General features: G+C 73.5%; 14 protein-coding genes and 1 pseudogene. 6 read left to right on the forward strand and 9 right to left on the reverse strand.

The window, feature by feature from the left end; genetic code table 11:
* Positions 1-3 precede the first annotated feature (3 nt).
* The 3 genes and pseudogenes from AB4K12_RS21015 to AB4K12_RS21025 all read right to left on the reverse strand — a co-directional run bounded on the left by AB4K12_RS21015 (position 4) and on the right by AB4K12_RS21025 (position 3,083).
* Positions 4-1,261, reverse strand: a pseudogene (locus tag AB4K12_RS21015) (DUF692 domain-containing protein).
* A gap of 164 nt (positions 1,262-1,425) precedes the next feature.
* A complete protein-coding gene (locus AB4K12_RS21020; RefSeq protein ID WP_368435646.1) occupies positions 1,426-2,445 on the reverse strand; it encodes an isopenicillin N synthase family dioxygenase in 1,020 nt (339 codons plus the stop codon).
* A 323-nt stretch (positions 2,446-2,768) separates the two neighbouring features.
* Positions 2,769-3,083 carry a putative quinol monooxygenase gene (locus tag AB4K12_RS21025; protein ID WP_368435647.1) on the reverse strand — a complete coding sequence of 105 codons (315 nt, stop codon included), beginning with the start codon at positions 3,081-3,083 and terminating at the stop codon, positions 2,769-2,771.
* Positions 3,084-3,365: 282 nt separating this feature from the next.
* Here AB4K12_RS21025 and AB4K12_RS21030 point away from each other — a divergent pair, with 282 nt between their 5' ends.
* The 5 genes from AB4K12_RS21030 (at position 3,366) to AB4K12_RS21050 (ending at position 7,600) form a co-directional block, all read left to right on the forward strand.
* Positions 3,366-3,758: a rodlin gene (locus tag AB4K12_RS21030; protein ID WP_368435648.1), complete on the forward strand. Its 393-nt coding sequence runs from the start codon at positions 3,366-3,368 to the stop codon at positions 3,756-3,758.
* A 143-nt stretch (positions 3,759-3,901) separates the two neighbouring features.
* Complete coding sequence (locus AB4K12_RS21035; protein WP_368435649.1) at positions 3,902-4,609, forward strand: DedA family protein; 708 nt, start codon at positions 3,902-3,904, stop codon at positions 4,607-4,609.
* Positions 4,606-5,259: a phosphatase PAP2 family protein gene (locus AB4K12_RS21040; RefSeq protein ID WP_368435650.1), complete on the forward strand. Its 654-nt coding sequence runs from the start codon at positions 4,606-4,608 to the stop codon at positions 5,257-5,259. The genes AB4K12_RS21035 and AB4K12_RS21040 overlap by 4 nt, the downstream gene beginning before the upstream one ends.
* Positions 5,256-6,077 carry a phosphatase PAP2 family protein gene (locus AB4K12_RS21045; protein WP_368435651.1) on the forward strand — a complete coding sequence of 274 codons (822 nt, stop codon included), beginning with the start codon at positions 5,256-5,258 and terminating at the stop codon, positions 6,075-6,077. The genes AB4K12_RS21040 and AB4K12_RS21045 overlap by 4 nt, the downstream gene beginning before the upstream one ends.
* A gap of 254 nt (positions 6,078-6,331) precedes the next feature.
* A complete protein-coding gene (locus AB4K12_RS21050; protein ID WP_368435652.1) occupies positions 6,332-7,600 on the forward strand; it encodes an exo-beta-N-acetylmuramidase NamZ domain-containing protein in 1,269 nt (422 codons plus the stop codon).
* Positions 7,601-7,608: 8 nt separating this feature from the next.
* Here the strand turns inward: AB4K12_RS21050 and AB4K12_RS21055 are convergent, their stop codons facing one another.
* From AB4K12_RS21055 to AB4K12_RS21075, 5 genes are all read right to left on the reverse strand, one after another.
* A complete protein-coding gene (locus AB4K12_RS21055; RefSeq protein WP_368435653.1) occupies positions 7,609-8,532 on the reverse strand; it encodes a polysaccharide deacetylase family protein in 924 nt (307 codons plus the stop codon).
* 186 nt (positions 8,533-8,718) lie between these two features.
* Positions 8,719-9,768 (reverse strand): YncE family protein, encoded by a 1,050-nt coding sequence (locus AB4K12_RS21060; RefSeq protein ID WP_368435654.1) that lies wholly within the window; start codon positions 9,766-9,768, stop codon positions 8,719-8,721.
* A gap of 119 nt (positions 9,769-9,887) precedes the next feature.
* Positions 9,888-10,958, reverse strand: coding sequence for an isoaspartyl peptidase/L-asparaginase family protein (locus AB4K12_RS21065; RefSeq protein ID WP_368435655.1), 1,071 nt, complete (start codon positions 10,956-10,958; stop codon positions 9,888-9,890).
* 169 nt (positions 10,959-11,127) lie between these two features.
* The gene (locus AB4K12_RS21070; RefSeq protein WP_368435656.1) at positions 11,128-11,994 is read right to left on the reverse strand and encodes a diaminopimelate epimerase; all 867 of its coding nucleotides are present in this window, start codon (positions 11,992-11,994) and stop codon (positions 11,128-11,130) included.
* Positions 11,975-12,103: a hypothetical protein gene (locus AB4K12_RS21075; RefSeq protein WP_368435657.1), complete on the reverse strand. Its 129-nt coding sequence runs from the start codon at positions 12,101-12,103 to the stop codon at positions 11,975-11,977. The genes AB4K12_RS21070 and AB4K12_RS21075 overlap by 20 nt, the downstream gene beginning before the upstream one ends.
* A 507-nt stretch (positions 12,104-12,610) precedes the next feature.
* On the opposite strand from AB4K12_RS21075, the gene AB4K12_RS21080 reads away from it, so the two are divergent.
* Positions 12,611-14,011: an NB-ARC domain-containing protein gene (locus AB4K12_RS21080; RefSeq protein WP_368435704.1), complete on the forward strand. Its 1,401-nt coding sequence runs from the start codon at positions 12,611-12,613 to the stop codon at positions 14,009-14,011.
* Between the two features lie 8 nt (positions 14,012-14,019).
* Here AB4K12_RS21080 and AB4K12_RS21085 read toward each other — a convergent pair whose 3' ends face one another.
* Positions 14,020-14,775, reverse strand: a complete 756-nt coding sequence (locus AB4K12_RS21085) for an SDR family oxidoreductase (protein WP_368435658.1) — start codon at positions 14,773-14,775, stop codon at positions 14,020-14,022.
* Between the last annotated feature and the right edge of the window lie 14 nt (positions 14,776-14,789).

Genomic DNA, 14,789 nt, shown 5'->3' on the forward strand with positions numbered 1-14,789 from the left:
GGGTCACCTGTCTTTCTTGCGGAGGGCCGACGCGAGGCGGCGCAGAAGTCCACGGGGGGCCGGGGCGGAGGGGGCCTGCTCGTCCAGCCAGGCGGCCAGCCGTGCCCGTCGCCCGGCCTCGTGGGGACCGGTGCGGTCCAGGACGTGGGCGGCGAAGTCCAGTGCGTCACGGTGGTAGCCGCCGGTCATGGGGTGCTCGCGCGCGTACGCGGCGAAGAGCGGGCGCATGTCCTCGCCCAGGATGTCCGTGAGACCGGGGGCGATCTTGGCGACGACGCCGGCGCGCTTGGCGACCAGGGCGCGGCGCTGGACCTCCAGCCGCGGCCGGTCGAAGCCGTCGGGGGACGCGCCGCCGGCGACCAGGGCCGAGAGCAGGGCGTGCTGTGCGGCCGCGAGTCTCTCCCGGGCCGCGTCGGTGTCGCGGTCAGGCACGTACGGTCCCCTTGGCCACGGCGCGTATCGCGTCGAGTTCGGCCGCGAGTTCTTCGGTGGCGGGGAAGTCGTCGTCGCGCTCGAGCAGGACGCCGGGCGGGGCCGTGCGGGCGCAGAGCTCGGCGAGGACGTCGAGCACGGGCGGGCCGACGGGGTGGGCGTGGGTGTCGTGCCACACCCCGCCGCGCTCGACGCCGCCGGCCACGTGCACATACGCGATGGCCTCGAGCGGGAGTCCGTCGAGCACCTCGGCCGGGTCTTCGCCGCGGTTGACGTGGTTGGTGTGGAGGTTGGCGACGTCGACCAGCAGCCGCACGCCGGTGCGCTCGACGAGCTCGCCGAGGAACTGCGCCTCGGTGAGCTCCTCATCCGGCCAGCTCAGCAGCGCTGCGACGTTCTCCAGGGCGAGCGGCACCGGAAGGACCTGCTGGGCGATGCGTACGTTCTCGCACAGCACCGCCAGGCCGTCACGGGTGCGCGGTACGGGCAGCAGGTGGCCGGCCTCGACGCGCGGCGCCCCGGTGAGCGGCCCGCCGGCGCGGACGAAGGCGATGTGCTCGCTCACCAGCGGCGCCCCGAGTGCCTCGGCCCGCTCGGCCAGCGCGATCAGCCGGGCGAGGTCGGGGCGGTCGGCGCCGCCGAGGCCGAGGGAGACGCCGTGCGGGATCACGGTGGTGCCGCGCTCGAGCAGTCGCTCGAGCGGTGCGGGGAGGTGGCCGGGGCAGACGTTCTCCGCCACGACCTCCACCCAGTCGATGTCCGGCAGCCGCTCGATGTCCTCGGCGATCTCCGGGCGCCAGCCGACGCCCGTGCCCAACGGCACGCTCATGATCACACCCCCGTGTTGCCCCCGTGGCGCTCAGCGCCTATACGAAGGTCATTCCCCCCGCATGCCTTATGAATCCTTGATCAGCAGGATAGGCAGCCTTGGTGTGATCTTGTTGGTGGGGGCGCCCCGGCCTGCGGCCACCGCCGGCCGGGGCGCACCGGGGCTCAGCCGACCGGCGTCCCGGCGCTCTGCAGCAGGTCCGCGTGGTACCTGCGGGCGACGCCCGGGTGGGCACGGAGCCAGCCCTTGATCTCGTTGCGGCCGTACTCGGCGAAGAGCGGATTGGCCACGTCCTGCGTGACGCCCGGCGCCCTGTCGGCGTGGGCGAAGGGGACCGGCTCGATCCGGGCGTCGAGGCGGGGGTTGTAGAAGAACGGCACGGAGTAGCGCTCGCGGGTGCCGGGCGGGCTGACCACGCGGTGATTGGTGGCCTTGAGGTAGCCGTCGGTGGCGACCTCCAGCAGCTCGCCGAGGTTGATCACGAACGCGCCCGGCATCGGCGGGACGTCGATGAACGCTCCGTCGGGCCCCTCCACCTGCAGGCCGCCGACCTCGTCCTGCAGCAGCAGGGTCAGGAAGCCGTAGTCCTTGTGGGCGCCCACGCCCTGGGCGGCGCCGTCCGGAGCGCTGCCGGGGTAACGGACGAGCTTGAGGTGCAGGTGGGGGCTGTCGGCGAAGGCCTTGTCGTAGAAGTCCTCGGGCGCGCCGATCGCCGCGAGCAGCTCGTGCAGCAGCCGCTCGGCCACCGAGCTGAGCCGCTCGATCCAGTGCAGGGCGGCGGTGCGCAGCTCGGGCAGGCCGGCGGGCCACTGGTTGGGGCCGTCGAGCCACCAGTAGCCGGGCTGGTCCGGGGCGGGGACGTGGGGGGCGCGCTCGGCACCGATGTCCAGCTGGTCGCGCCAGTCGCGGCTGCCGCCGGTGCGCTCGTCGCCTATGCGGGTGTAGCCGCGGAAGTGGGGCGAGTTGAGGTTGCTGATGGCGAGGCGGTCCGCCTCGGGGAGGGCGAAGAACTTCCGCATCGCGCGCATCAGTTCCTCGGTCTCGGCGGGGGTGATGCCGTGGCCGGTCAGGTGGAAGAAGCCCACGTCACGGGCGGCGCTGTGCAGCGCGTCGTGGAAGCGGGCGCGGGCCTCGGGGCCGGCCGAGGCGGCGGAGAGGTCCAGAACGGGAAGCTCGTTGATCATGAGGTGTCCACAGCGTGAAAGGGCCCGGTGAACGTCCGGCGGTAGCCGGACGGCCCGCCGGGGCCAAACGCAAGGGTATGCGGGCACGGCGGGGCCGGGTAGGGCGTGATGAGGAGAAGCTGTAAAGCGGAAAAGAAGCGGCGGCCACGGCCCTCAGAAGTGGGCGGGCGTAGGCATGAAGGTCAGCCGGAGAGGCGACAGGACATGCTCGTGACGCGGACGAAGTCCACGTGGCGGCGCTTGACGAGATTCACAGCACCGAGCGTATACGCCTTCGGCGGTGATCAGTGCGCCCGACGGGGGTGGCACGTGTCACACGCCGTTCACATACGCCGCTTGTCCACCACCAGTGCCCGCTCGTAGTGCCCTGTCTCCTCGATGTCGCCGGCGTAGGGGCCCACCTCGGTGAGGAACGGCGCGAAGTGGGGGCCGTGCCGGAATCCCAGGTCGTGGTCCTCGACCGAGGACCACTCGACGCGCAGGACGTAGCAGGCCGGGTCCTCCACGCCGCGCGCCAGTTCGTAGGCCAGACACTGGGGCGCGGCGTACAGATGACCGGCGGCGGCGGCACAGGCTTTCTCGAATGCGCCGCGGCGGTCGGGATCGGCGATGCGGTAGCGGATGTATTCAACGGTCACGGAGCGTCTTCCTCCATCTGATCCACCGGATTCCTCGCACCCCTGGAACATCCAAAAGCCCGCCCGGACGCATGCTGTGGGGGCGCTGTCCGAGCGGGCCGACGGCTGAAGAATCCCGCCGCGCCGCGCACGCTACCAGCCGCTCGCCAAAGGGGGTTGACCACGCCGCCCGGGGAATGGGCCGCTGGAGCGAATGAGTGAAAGTCCGGAACTTCTTGAATAAATCGCAGTTACTCAGTTCGCTTCCCGGTGGGAATCATCGATCGATCGAAAGGCATAGACGTGCTGAAGAAGGTACTCGCCACGGCCGCCGTTTCGGCTTCCGCGGTCGGCGCCATGGCCTCCCCCGCCATGGCCATCGGCAACGACACGGACGTCGCGAACGCCAACGGCGCGAAGACCGGTTACGGCAACACCAAGACCGGAGGCGAGGAAAGCCCGCAGATGAGCCTGATCCAGGGCACGCTCAACAAGCCGTGCCTGGGTATCGGGAAGATCAACCTCCAGGGCATCCTCGGCGCAGTGCCCATCGATCTCCAGGACATTCCGATCCTCACGTCCCAGCAGCAGCAACAGTGCACCGACAACTCGACGATCAACGACGGCGACGACCCGCTGTCGCACCTGCTCGACGAGATCCCGATCATCTCGGGCAACGGTTCGGGCAACGGCTGACGATCGCGTCGGAACCCACATCGGTTGCACCGAATTCCCCCTGCTCCGGGTGTACGGGCCCCGGGGCGGGGGGATTCTTATGTCTCCGCCCCGATTGTCTTCGCCCCGGTTGTCCTCGCCCCCGACCGTGTCCGCCCTCGACCATGGGAGGCCCGGCACTCGTGCTCGCACCCCCTTTCCCCCCGCTGGCCGTCAACGTCCTCGACGCCTCGTCGCTGCTGGCGTCCTTCGGCGCGCTCGGCGTCGCCGTGGTGCTGTTCGCGGAGACCGGCCTGCTGATCGGCTTCTTCCTGCCGGGCGACTCCCTGCTGTTCACGGCCGGCCTGCTGTGCAGGGCGGGCGCGTACTCCGGGCCGCACCTCGACCTCGCGCAGGTGCTGGCCGCCTCCGTGGTGGGCGCCCTGGCGGGCGCGCAGTGCGGCTACGTGCTCGGCCGGCGGGGCGGCCGTGCGCTGCTGGCCCGCTCCCGCAGCCGACGGCTGCACGAAGGCGCCGCGCGGGCCGAGGAGTTGCTCGGCCGCTACGGTCACGCCCGGGCCATCGTCCTGGCCCGCTTCGTCCCGGTGGTGCGCACGGTTCTCAACCCCCTCGCCGGGGCGCTGGGGGTCGGCGCCCGTACCTTCGCGGTGTGGCAGGTGGCGGGCGGGCTGCTGTGGACGGTGGGGCTGGTGCTGGCCGGTTATGGTCTCGGCTCCGCGCTCCCGGGCGTGGACCGGTATCTTCTGCCCCTCGTCGCCGTCGTGGTCGTCCTGTCGCTGCTGCCGCTCGCCTTCGAGCTGCTGCGCGGCCGCCGCCGGGCCGCGGCCGAGGCACCGACGATCGTCACGCGCACCGACGGAGGACAGCGATGAAGGACATACCCCAGGCGCTCGGGCCCCTCCTCCCCCCGTCCCCCTGGCCCGCGTTCGACGGCTCGGGCATCGACGGCGGCCTCTACACCGACATCACCCGCGACGCCCGGCACGCGCCCTGGCTGCTGAACGACACGGTCGTCACCTGGTCCGCCTTCGGGCTGGGGCTGTTCGCCGCGCTGGTGCTCGCGGCCTGGTGGCGGGCGCGGCGCTCGGACTCGCCGATGATGGCCCGGGTGCTGGCCACACCGCTGGTGCTGGCGGTGGTGTACGGCGTGGAGCTGGCGCTGAAGGCGCTGGTGCGGGAGGAACGGCCGTGCCGGTCCATCCCGGGCAGCTTCACCCTGGAGTCGTGCCCGGCCTCGGGCGACTGGTCCTGCCCCAGCAATCACGCGGTGATCGCCTTCGCGGCGGCGGCCGCGCTGTGGCTGGTCGACCGCAGGCTGGGGGCGCTGGCCGTGCCGGCCGCGCTGGCCATGGCCGCCTCCCGGGTGTGGATCGGCGTGCACTATCCCCACGACGTGGCCCTCGGGGCGCTGGTCGGCATCGCGCTGGCGGCTCCGCTGACGGTGTTCGCGACCAGGGGCGCGCCCTGGGTCGAGCGGGCCCGCAAGGGCCGGCTGCGCCCGCTGCTGCTGACGGCCGCGTGAGCGGCCGCGCGCCCGCGCCGCGGGCGGTGCCCACGCCCCGGGCGACACTCGCGGCCTCCTCGGCGGCGGGGCTGGCCGTGCTGACGGCGCTGGTGGCGTCGGCGGACGGCAGGCCGTTCGCGGTGGACACCGCCGCCCACGCGGAGGCCCTCGCCCACCGCTCCGCCGCCGCCGTCGACGCCGCGCGGCTGCTGACCGCCACGGGCACGGGAGTGACGGTGTACGTGCTGGCGGCCGCGGCGGGGTGGTTCGCCTGCCACCGGGCGCGGGTGCCGGCGTCGCGCCGGGTGCCGGTGGTGCTGGCGGCCCTGGCCGTCCTGGGGCTCGGTCAGACGGTCCGTATCGGCCTGCGGACCGCCATGGACCGCTCCCGGCCGCCGGCCGCCGACTGGGCGGCCCACGCCCACGAGGCGTCGTTCCCCTCGGGACACGCCACCACCAGTGCGCTGGTGGCCGGGCTGCTGGCCTGGGGCCTGCTGCGGGCGCTGCCGGGCGCCCGGGGGCGGGTGGCGGCGGCGTGCTGCGGGCTGTGGGCGGCCGGGGTCGCGGGCACCCGGGTGTTCCTGGGCGTCCACTGGGTCTCGGACCTCGTGGGCGGCTGGCTGCTGGCCACGTGCTGGCTCGCCCTGACCCTGCCGCTGCTCGGCCGCGTGGCCGGGCGTGCGGCCGGCGGGTCCACCGCCCCGGTCCGTACCGCTTCACGAACGGAGCGGTCCGCTCCGGGAACGCCCGCCGGTACGCCGGCGCCGCGGGACCGATCCCCGGTGCGCCGCACGGCCGTTCCCGGGAGCGACGCGACCCCCGGATCGGGTGAGTGACCACGGCGGAGTGAATCGCACAGCGGCCACCGGGCGTCGTGTCTACCGGTTGCGGCGCGACCAGTTCGCCGAGGACGACCCGGCGGTCCCGGCGCCCGGCGGTCCCCCGACGGCGCCGAGGCCGTCAGCCTGTGACGTCCCGCCGACGCGAGGGTGGTCCCCCACCGGCCCGCGGCGGACACGGCCCGGCCCGTACGGCGTCGCGTCCGTACGGGCCGGGCCCGGATGGGCTACTTTGCTGGGATATGACAGGTATGGCGGTTTCCAGGCGGACCCTGCTGGCCACCGGCGCGGCCGCCGGCGTCACGCCCCTGGCCGGTCCGCCGCACGCGGCGGCCTCCTCCGGGCGGCCCGACGGCGCCGCGCGGGTGCGGACCGGCTTCGAGCGTCTGGCGGCCGACGGCTACCGGCTGTTGGACGGGCAGCGGGTCGGCGTCATCACCAACCAGAGCGGCATCACCTCCGACGCGCGCGGCGTCGTCGACGTCATGCACGCCGACCGCCGGGTACGGCTGCGGGCCGTCTTCGGCGCCGAGCACGGCTACCGCGGCACGCCGCAGGCGGGGCTCTCCGAGGGCGACTACACCGACCCGGCGAGCGGGCTGCCGGTGTACGACACGTACCGCAAGAGCGGACAGCCGCTCGCCGACCTGTTCGACCGGGCCGGGGTGGACACGCTCGTCTACGACAGCCAGGACGCCGGGGCCCGCTTCTACACCTGCATCTGGACCCTCTACGACTGCATGGTGGCGGCCGCCCTGGCCGGCAAGCGCTTCGTGGTCCTGGACCGGCCGAACCCGGCGGGCGGCCGCGAGGCGTACGGACCCGTGCTCGAGCGGGCGTACGCGACCTTCATCGGGCGCGCGCCGATCGCCCAGGCCCATGGCATGACCGTCGGTGAGCTCGCCCTGCTCTACAACGGCGAGTTCGTGCCCTCCGTGGCCGGGCGGGCCGTGCCGCTGACCGTCGTGGAGATGTCGGGCTGGCGGCGCGGCGACTTCTTCGACGCCACCGGGCTGCCCTGGGTGCCGCCCAGCCCCAACATGGCGACGCCCGACACGGCGCTGGTCTACGCCGGCACCGGGATGTTCGAGGGCACCACCATGTCGGAGGGGCGGGGCACGGTCCGCCCCTTCGAGATGCTGGGCGCCGAGGGCCTCGACGGCCGCTGGGCCAGGGCCGCGAACGCCGCCGGACTGCCGGGCGTCCACTTCCGGGAGGCCTATTACTCCCCCACCTTCGGCCCCTCCCAGGGCCGGACGGTGGGCGGCCTGCAGCTGCACGTCCACGACCGCCACGCCTTCGACCCGGTCCGTACGGGCATCGCGCTGCTGGTCACGGCGAAGCGGACCTGGCGCGGCTTCGCCTGGCGCCCCGACCGCTTCATCGACAAGCTGACGGGCTCGCCCCGGGTCAGAACCATGATCGACGCCGGGGCGGGCACGGACGAGGTGACCGGCGCCTGGCAGCGGGAGCTCACGGCCTTCCGGGCGGTGCGGCGCCGCTACCTGCGCTATCGCTGAAGAAGCGGTCAGCAGTCCAGCGGGTAGGGCATCTGGTCGTTGACCGGTCCGGTGTTGCGGCAGATGCCGTAGCCCTGGCTGCGCAGGTCGCTGATGATGCCGGGCAGGGCGTCGGGGAAGTTGCTGAACAGGTGCCCCAGGACCACGCCGTTGTGCTTCTCCTCTGGCGTCGCGTCCCGCACGGCCGCCCGGATGTCCTCGGCGCTGCGCGGCTGGCCGTCGGTCTTCTCCCAGTCGTGGGTGTCGATGGTCCAGTTGCAGATCCGGAAGCCCATGTCGGCCGCGACCTCCCGCTCCCGCTCGTCGGCGGCGCCGTAGGGCGGGCGGAGCATGTTGCCGCCCACCCCCTGGCGGATCTCGTCCGTGAGGACGTCCTCGTCCAGCGCGGTCAGCTTCTGGTGGGAGAAGGAGTGGTTGCCCACCCAGTGGCCCTGCTGCCGCAGGGTCGCGGTGATCTGGGGGTACTGCGCGGCGAACTTGCCGATGAGGAAGAACGCCGCGCGTACGCCCTGGGCCTGCAGCTGGGCGCCGATGCGCACGGACCGCTGCGGGTCGTTGTACGGCCAGTCGTCCAGCGTCAGCAGCACCCGGCCGGAGGTGTTGCCGCATCGCTCGCGGTCGTAGACGCCCTCCTGTTCGGCGGTGTGGGGCCGGGGGGCGGCGCCCGCGCCGTCGCCCTCGTGCGGCACGGCCTCGGCGCCGCCCGCCTTGCCCGCCGGGTTGTCGGCCCGATTGCCCAGGGGCATGCTCCGGCAGTTCGGGCCGGCCATGCCCTGCGGTCCGCACTCGGTGGGGTCGTCGTCCACCGCGTGCGCCATGTACGCCGAGCAGGCCACGAGCACGGACAGGGCAAGGACCGGCTTCAGCGGAGCCCGGCGGCGGCGCCGGTGGCGTCCGCGACCACGCCGGAAGGCGTCACGGTATCCGGACATGCACGACTCCTCACGGGTGACGGACCGCCGGATGCGCACGGTCCGTCACCTCACCCCGGCGACGACGCCGGTTCGATGATCTTGACACCCACCCTCGGGGCAGGTGCCAAACCTCGCAACCGCGCGCCGCCCGGTGATTCCTCCGCCTGGGTGCACCGGCGGCGCCGCGCGGACCGCCCGGGCCCTCTAGCTACGGGCCGCGGGTATGTAGGCCAGCCCGTGGGCACCCGCTTCGCCCGCCCGGTCGACCTCGAGGGTGGCGGTCACGCTCAGGCTCTCGAGGTCCACGACCGTCACCGTGCTGGACATGACGTTCGCCACGTAACCCGTTCCGCCGTCAGGCGAAGAGGTGATCGTCAGCGGGAACCGCCCCACCTCCACCTGGCCGAGGACCTCGAGGGTGCCGGGCGCGAAGACGGTCAGCACGCCGTCGGTCTGCGCGCCGAGCTCGCCGCCGGGCTCCCGGGCCATCCGCAGCTCCCCCGCGAGGACCGCGCCGGTGGCGGTGGTGTGCACGGGGAAGACCACGCCCTCGGTGGGCAGGGTCCGTACGACCTCGCCCTTGGCGACGTCGATCACGCGCACCCCCGGCGGGGCCGACGGGCGGACACCGAAGTCGCCCTTGGGGGCCGCGACGTAGACGTGCCGGCCGTCGGGCGAGACGTCCAGTCCCTCGCTGCCGGGCACCTCGATCCGGCCGACGAACGCGTCGAGCTCGAGGTCCACGACGGACACGAAGGGCGCCTCCTTGTTGGTGGAGTAGCCCCGGCGCCCGTCGGGGGTGATCGCGAACCAGTGCGGGCCGTTGGCCATGACCGGGATCCTGGCCAGGCGCTCACGGGTCCGCGCGTCGTAGACGATCACTCCGCCGGGGGCGGTGTCGGTGGCCTCGACGCTGACGTACAGCCGGGCGCGGGCCCGGTCCAGGGCGAAGCCGTGGGGGGCGTGGTCGGGGGTGGTGTCGAGGGTGTCGACGATCGTGCGGGTGTCGGGGTCGATGACGGTGATCTGCCGGGCGCGTCCCTGGTGCGCGTGGTAGTAGCCGGAGACATAGGTGCTGAGGCAGTAGAGCAGGCGACGGTCCGGGTCGTAGCACAACTCGTGGGGCTCGGCGGGCACTTCGAGGACGCCGAGCCGCTGGTGAGTCGTCGCGTCGAAGAAGGTGACGGTGGGGCCGCTCTGGCTGACGACCGCCAGGACGTCACGGTCGGAGGTGTTCGCGTCGGTTGCGTTCATGGTCACCACCCTCGGCCCGGCCCCCGGCGCGACTCCAGTGCGACGTCGTCACGCCAGGGTTTCCCGTCATGCATTCCCGCTGGTGGCAGGGGGTTTGGACGGAAAGATCGTGACCGGGGTCACTCGTCGGGGAAGATCCTGGTGACGATCCGGCCGTCCTTCGTGGCGTAGCCGTGCAGCATGCCCTCGCTGCTGTACGGAGCGGCGTACGTGCCGTGGTCGTCCAGCGCGATGACCCCGCCCTTGCCGCCCAGCTTCGGCAGCCGCTCCACCACGACCTCGTACGCCGCCGACGCCACGTCCCTGCCGCCGAATTCGACGAGGTGGGCGACGGTCGCCGCCGCGGTGCCCCGGATGAAGACCTCTCCCTGGCCGGTGGCGCTCACGGCGACGGTGCCGTTCCTGGCGTAGGTGCCCGCGCCCACGAGGGGCGAGTCGCCCACGCGGCCCGCCATCTTGTTGGTCATGCCGCCGGTGGAGGTGGCGGCGGCGAGGTCGCGCCGGGCGTCGACGGCGACGGCTCCCACGGTGCCGGTGATGCTCTCGTCGCGGGCCGCGGCGGCCGGCCGGGGCTGCTTGGCCTTCATGAGCTCGTCCCACCGCTTCTGTGTCCAGAAGTAGTCCTGCGTCACGGGCACCAGGCCGGCGCGCGCCGCGAAGGCGTCCGCCGCCTCGCCCGCGAGCAGTACGTGCGGGGTCCGCTCCATCACCAGGCGGGCGGCGGACACGGGGTTGCGCACGTGCCGCACCCCGGCTACGGCCCCGGCCGCCTGGTCGCGGCCGCGCATGACGGAGGCGTCGAGCTCGTGGCCGGCGTCCTCGCTGAAGACGGCGCCCTTGCCGGCGTTGAACAGCGGGTTGTCCTCCAGGACGCGAACGGACGCCTCCACGGCGGCCACGCTGTCGCCGCCCCGGCGCAGCACGTCACGCCCGGCCCGCAGGGCGCCGGCGAGACCGTCGCGGTAGGCCTTCTCGGTACGGGCGTCGGTGTCCTCGCGGCGCAGGGCCGTGCCCGCGCCGCCGTGCACGGCGAGCACCACGTCCCGGGCCTCGGGCCGAGGCGGGCCGGCGGGCGCGGCGACGGACGCCGGGCGGCCGCCGGCCGGGCGCGGGAGGGCCGACGAGGTCACCGTCGCGGCCACAAGTAGGGCGAGTGCGAGAACGATCCACGATCTGGAACGCGGGCGCATGACTTCCCCTCGCTGGGTGTGGGCGGGTCCGCTAGGACACCCCCTACGACCCTGGGCACGCCGCCCGCTCCTGTCCACCCGCCTTTCACGCCATGCCGGGCGCCGCCGGGGCCCGGGCAGGCGACGGGTGCGTGGTCGGCGTCGGCGGGCACCGGCATCTTCTCCTCGTTCACAGCGCGGCCAGCCAGCCCGCGTCCAGGACGCCCTCGGCGGCGATGCCCGCCGCTCCCGACAGCAGCGCCGGCGCGTTGGGTTCCAGCGTCACCGACAGCGGTCCGCAGTCGCTCTCCACGATGGTGGTGCCCCACTCCCCGGCCGTGTGCTGGACGGCGGCGGCCGCCGCGCACACGGCGGTGCCGCACGAGCGCCTCGAGCCGACGCCCGGCTCGTGGACGCGCACCCGCAGGCTGCCGTCGGGCAGGACGTTGACCAGGGAGAGGTGGACGTCCGGGACGATGACGCCGGTGGTCCGGGGGTAGGCGGCGACGTCCAGGCGCAGGTCCCGGTTCAGGTCCACGTACCCCACGGGCGTCTCCAGCAGGCAGACCAGGTGCAGGTTGCCCAGGGAGACGGCGGTGCCGGGCAGCGTCCGCCCGTCGACGGTCGCCGAGGACGGGCCGAGGACGCGCGGCGGCAGCAGTTCCGTCGTCGCCCGGCCGTCGGGGCCGACGGCCGCGCGCTTGTCGCCCACGCGCGTGCCGATCCACATCCGGCCGGGCGGGGCCAGGCCCACGAGCGTCAGGTAGCGGGCGACGAGGCCGAGGCCGGGGGCGCACATCAGGGCCCGGGAGCCGTCGGGGTCGCGGCAGTCCATGAACCATTCGCTGCGGGTGAGTCCGGGCACCCCGGCCCGGGCGGTGCGCACGAGCCTCAGGACGCCGTCGCCGCCCAGTCCGGTGTGCGGCGCGCACAGGGCGCGCGCGGCGGCCTCGGACAGCGGGACGCGGTTGTCGGGGTCGAGGAGGATGACGAAGCCGTTGCCGCCGCAGTAGCCCTTGGCGTACCGCGGCCCGGGCTCAACGCCGGCCCGGAGCATGCGCGGTGCCGTGGGTGAGGGTGCCGGCGGGGTGGCGGGGGCGTACGGCCCGGTCGACGGTGTCGACCGGTGCGAAGTGCCAGGCCGTCACTGCGATTCGGGGTGCCATCGGCCACCTTCCCGGTACACGAGGGGCACGGCGGGTGGTGACCGCCTCCGGGGCATCCTGGGTCCGCCGCGCGGCGCGCCGCAACGCCTTCGCCGCCGCCCGTGGGCAGACCGCCGGCCGGCCTCCGGTGAACCTCCGGCCGACGGCCGGGAAGTTCCGTGAAATCGCCGGGCGACTTCCGGTCCGCCACGGTGGTAGTGCTCCGCGACGAATTCCCCCGGCGCGGCGGCGGTTGGCGGTAACGGCGAATTCCGTGGCGAATTCCATCCGGAATCCAGGGGTTTCCACCCGCAGGCTCAGAGAAGTCCACCGGCAAGGGCCCTGAAAGTACGATAAACGGAGCACCAGGAACCGCCTTCACGGCCCGCCCCATGGCCATACCCTTGATGGAGCCATGTACGGGGGGGGAAGCCCGTAGGTCACTCGACGCCGGCTCCGGAATCGGCAGGAATTGGCCAAGGGGGAGTAAAGTTGCTTGACGGGGACCAGTGGTTTTCGTTCGGCCTGTTGCTGCGCCGATATCGACTGGCGGCGGGCATGACCCAGGAGGAGCTGGCCGAGGCGTCGGGGCTGAGCGTACGCGCCATCAGCGACCTCGAGCGCGGCCGGACCGGCAGGCCGCGGCGCAAGTCCGTGGAACTGCTCACCGAGGCGCTCGCCCAGGGCGACGACGCCACCTGGCGGCTCGTCGAAGCGGCCAGGGCGGCCCGGCTCGCGCCGGACCTCGCCTCCGCTCCGGCCGCCTCCGAACCGGCGCGGGACGTCCACGACCACCGCGAGCCGGCCGACCGCCGTCCCGCCTGCGAACTGCCGCCGGACACCGTGGACTTCACGGCCCGGGAAGCCGAACTGCGCCGGATCACCGAAGCGCTGGCCCTGGGCGACGCCCGGCCCGGCGGCCCGGAACGGCCCGAGCGTCGGCTGACGCTGGTCGCCGGCCATCCGGGGGCGGGCAAGACGGCCCTGGCGGTGCACGCCGCCCATCGCTCGCTCTCCCGCTTCCCGGACGGTCAGCTCTACGTCGAGCTGTCCCCCGCCGGACGCCCGGCGCTCCGGCCGGCGGAGGTCGTCCGCAGAATCCTCCAGTCGCTCGGGGCCCTGGACGACGGGCTCGGCTCCCTGGAGGAGGCGAGCGCCCGGCTGCGGGCCGTGCTCGCCCGCAGGAAAGTGCTCGTACTGCTGGACGACGCCGTCTCGGAGGGGCAGATCCGCTGCGCCCACCCGGCCGTCGGGGAGTCCGCCGTGATCGCGACCTGCCGCCGCCGGCTCTCCGCGCTGGCCGGGGCCGAGTCCGTCACGGTCGGAGCCTTCGGCCCGGAGGAGTCGCTGGCCTTCCTGGCGAGGATGCTCGGCGAGGAACGCGTCCGCGCGGCGCGCTCCGACGCCGCGCTCGTGGCCGAGCTGTGCGGTCATCTCCCGCTCGCCCTCCGGGTGATCGGCTGCCGGCTGCTCGCCCGCCCGCACTGGACGATGCGCACCCTGATCGACGAGGTGCTCGACGACCCCCGGACCCGGCTGCAGGAGCTGGGCTCGGGGGATGTGACGGTACGGGCCGCGATAGCGGCGGCGTTCGGCGTGCTGGACGACCAGGCGCAGTGGGCGCTGTACCGGCTGGCGCAGGCCCGGGCCCCGGGCTTCAGCCTGCGCGGCGCCGCCGTGGTGCTCGGCTGCGGCATCGCCCGCGCGCACCGGCTCGTCGGCGAGCTGCTGGACGGCCACCTCGTGGAGGTGCTCGACGAGCGGCTGCCCGGGGATCCGCGCTATCTCATACCGCCCGTGGTACGCCTCTTCGCCACCGAGGGCGCGCGGAACACGGAGGGGGGAACGGGCGCGAGGGCTGCGGGCCGCCCCGCGCAGGAGGAAGCCCCCCGGCAGGACTTCCCGCGGGCCGAGCAGGTCGCCTCGTAGCGGGGCGTTCAGCGGGTGGTGTATCCGCCGTTGGCGAAGAGGGTCTGACCGTTGATCCACCAGCCGTCGGTGAGCAGGAACTTCACGAGCGGCACGATGTCCTCGATCTTCGTCAGGTCGCCGTTCATCGCGGACGACTTGTGGTACGCGATGGAGTCCTCGGTCTCGGCCGGGTAGAAGAACGGGGTGTCCATGGGCCCGGGGGCGATGTTGTTGACGGAGACGCCGCGGCCGAAGAGCTCCTTGGACAGGGCCCGGGTGAAGTGCTCGACGGGGGCCTTGCTGCCCGCGTAGACGGAGTACAGGCCGGTGTAGGCCGCCAGCAGCGAGGTCACGATGGTGATGATCTTCCCGCCGTCCTCCACCCGCCGCGCCGCCTCCTGCATCATGAAGTACGCCGCCTTGGAGTTGACGGCGAACATCCTGTCGTACTCCTCCTCGGTCACCTCGGTCATCGGCTTCTTGATGACCATGCCGGCCGTGTTCACCATGCAGTCGACCCTGCCGAAGGCCGCCACCGCCACCTCGAAGAGCCCCTCGACCTCGGCGACCTTCGTCAGGTCCGCCTCGTGGACGACCGCCTCGCCGCCCGCGGCCTTCACCGCCCCGGCGGTCCGCTCCGCGCCCTCCTTGGAGGTCGGGGAGTTGTAGTGGACGACGACGCGGGCCCCGTCCTTGGCCACTTCCCTCGCGATGAGGCCGCCGAGGTTCCGCGAGGCGCCGCCGATGACGACGACCTTGTCCTTGAGCGTGTGGCTGGGCATGCGTCTCTCCTCGA

This window comes from Streptomyces sp. C36 (genome assembly GCF_040932295.1).
Taxonomy (GTDB): domain Bacteria; phylum Actinomycetota; class Actinomycetes; order Streptomycetales; family Streptomycetaceae; genus Streptomyces; species Streptomyces triculaminicus.

What these genes read in the sequence shown, in the direction of transcription:
- AB4K12_RS21020 (WP_368435646.1), bottom strand. Translation starts at nt 2,445, where the DNA reads ATGATCAACGAGCTTCCCGTTCTGGACCTCTCCGCCGCCTCGGCCGGC.
- AB4K12_RS21035 (WP_368435649.1), top strand. Translation starts at nt 3,902, where the DNA reads ATGGGAGGCCCGGCACTCGTGCTCGCACCCCCTTTCCCCCCGCTGGCC.
- AB4K12_RS21040 (WP_368435650.1), top strand. Translation starts at nt 4,606, where the DNA reads ATGAAGGACATACCCCAGGCGCTCGGGCCCCTCCTCCCCCCGTCCCCC.
- AB4K12_RS21050 (WP_368435652.1), top strand. Translation starts at nt 6,332, where the DNA reads ATGGCGGTTTCCAGGCGGACCCTGCTGGCCACCGGCGCGGCCGCCGGC.
- AB4K12_RS21055 (WP_368435653.1), bottom strand. Translation starts at nt 8,532, where the DNA reads ATGTCCGGATACCGTGACGCCTTCCGGCGTGGTCGCGGACGCCACCGG.
- AB4K12_RS21060 (WP_368435654.1), bottom strand. Translation starts at nt 9,768, where the DNA reads ATGAACGCAACCGACGCGAACACCTCCGACCGTGACGTCCTGGCGGTC.
- AB4K12_RS21065 (WP_368435655.1), bottom strand. Translation starts at nt 10,958, where the DNA reads ATGCGCCCGCGTTCCAGATCGTGGATCGTTCTCGCACTCGCCCTACTT.
- AB4K12_RS21070 (WP_368435656.1), bottom strand. Translation starts at nt 11,994, where the DNA reads ATGCTCCGGGCCGGCGTTGAGCCCGGGCCGCGGTACGCCAAGGGCTAC.
- AB4K12_RS21075 (WP_368435657.1), bottom strand. Translation starts at nt 12,103, where the DNA reads ATGGCACCCCGAATCGCAGTGACGGCCTGGCACTTCGCACCGGTCGAC.
- AB4K12_RS21085 (WP_368435658.1), bottom strand. Translation starts at nt 14,775, where the DNA reads ATGCCCAGCCACACGCTCAAGGACAAGGTCGTCGTCATCGGCGGCGCC.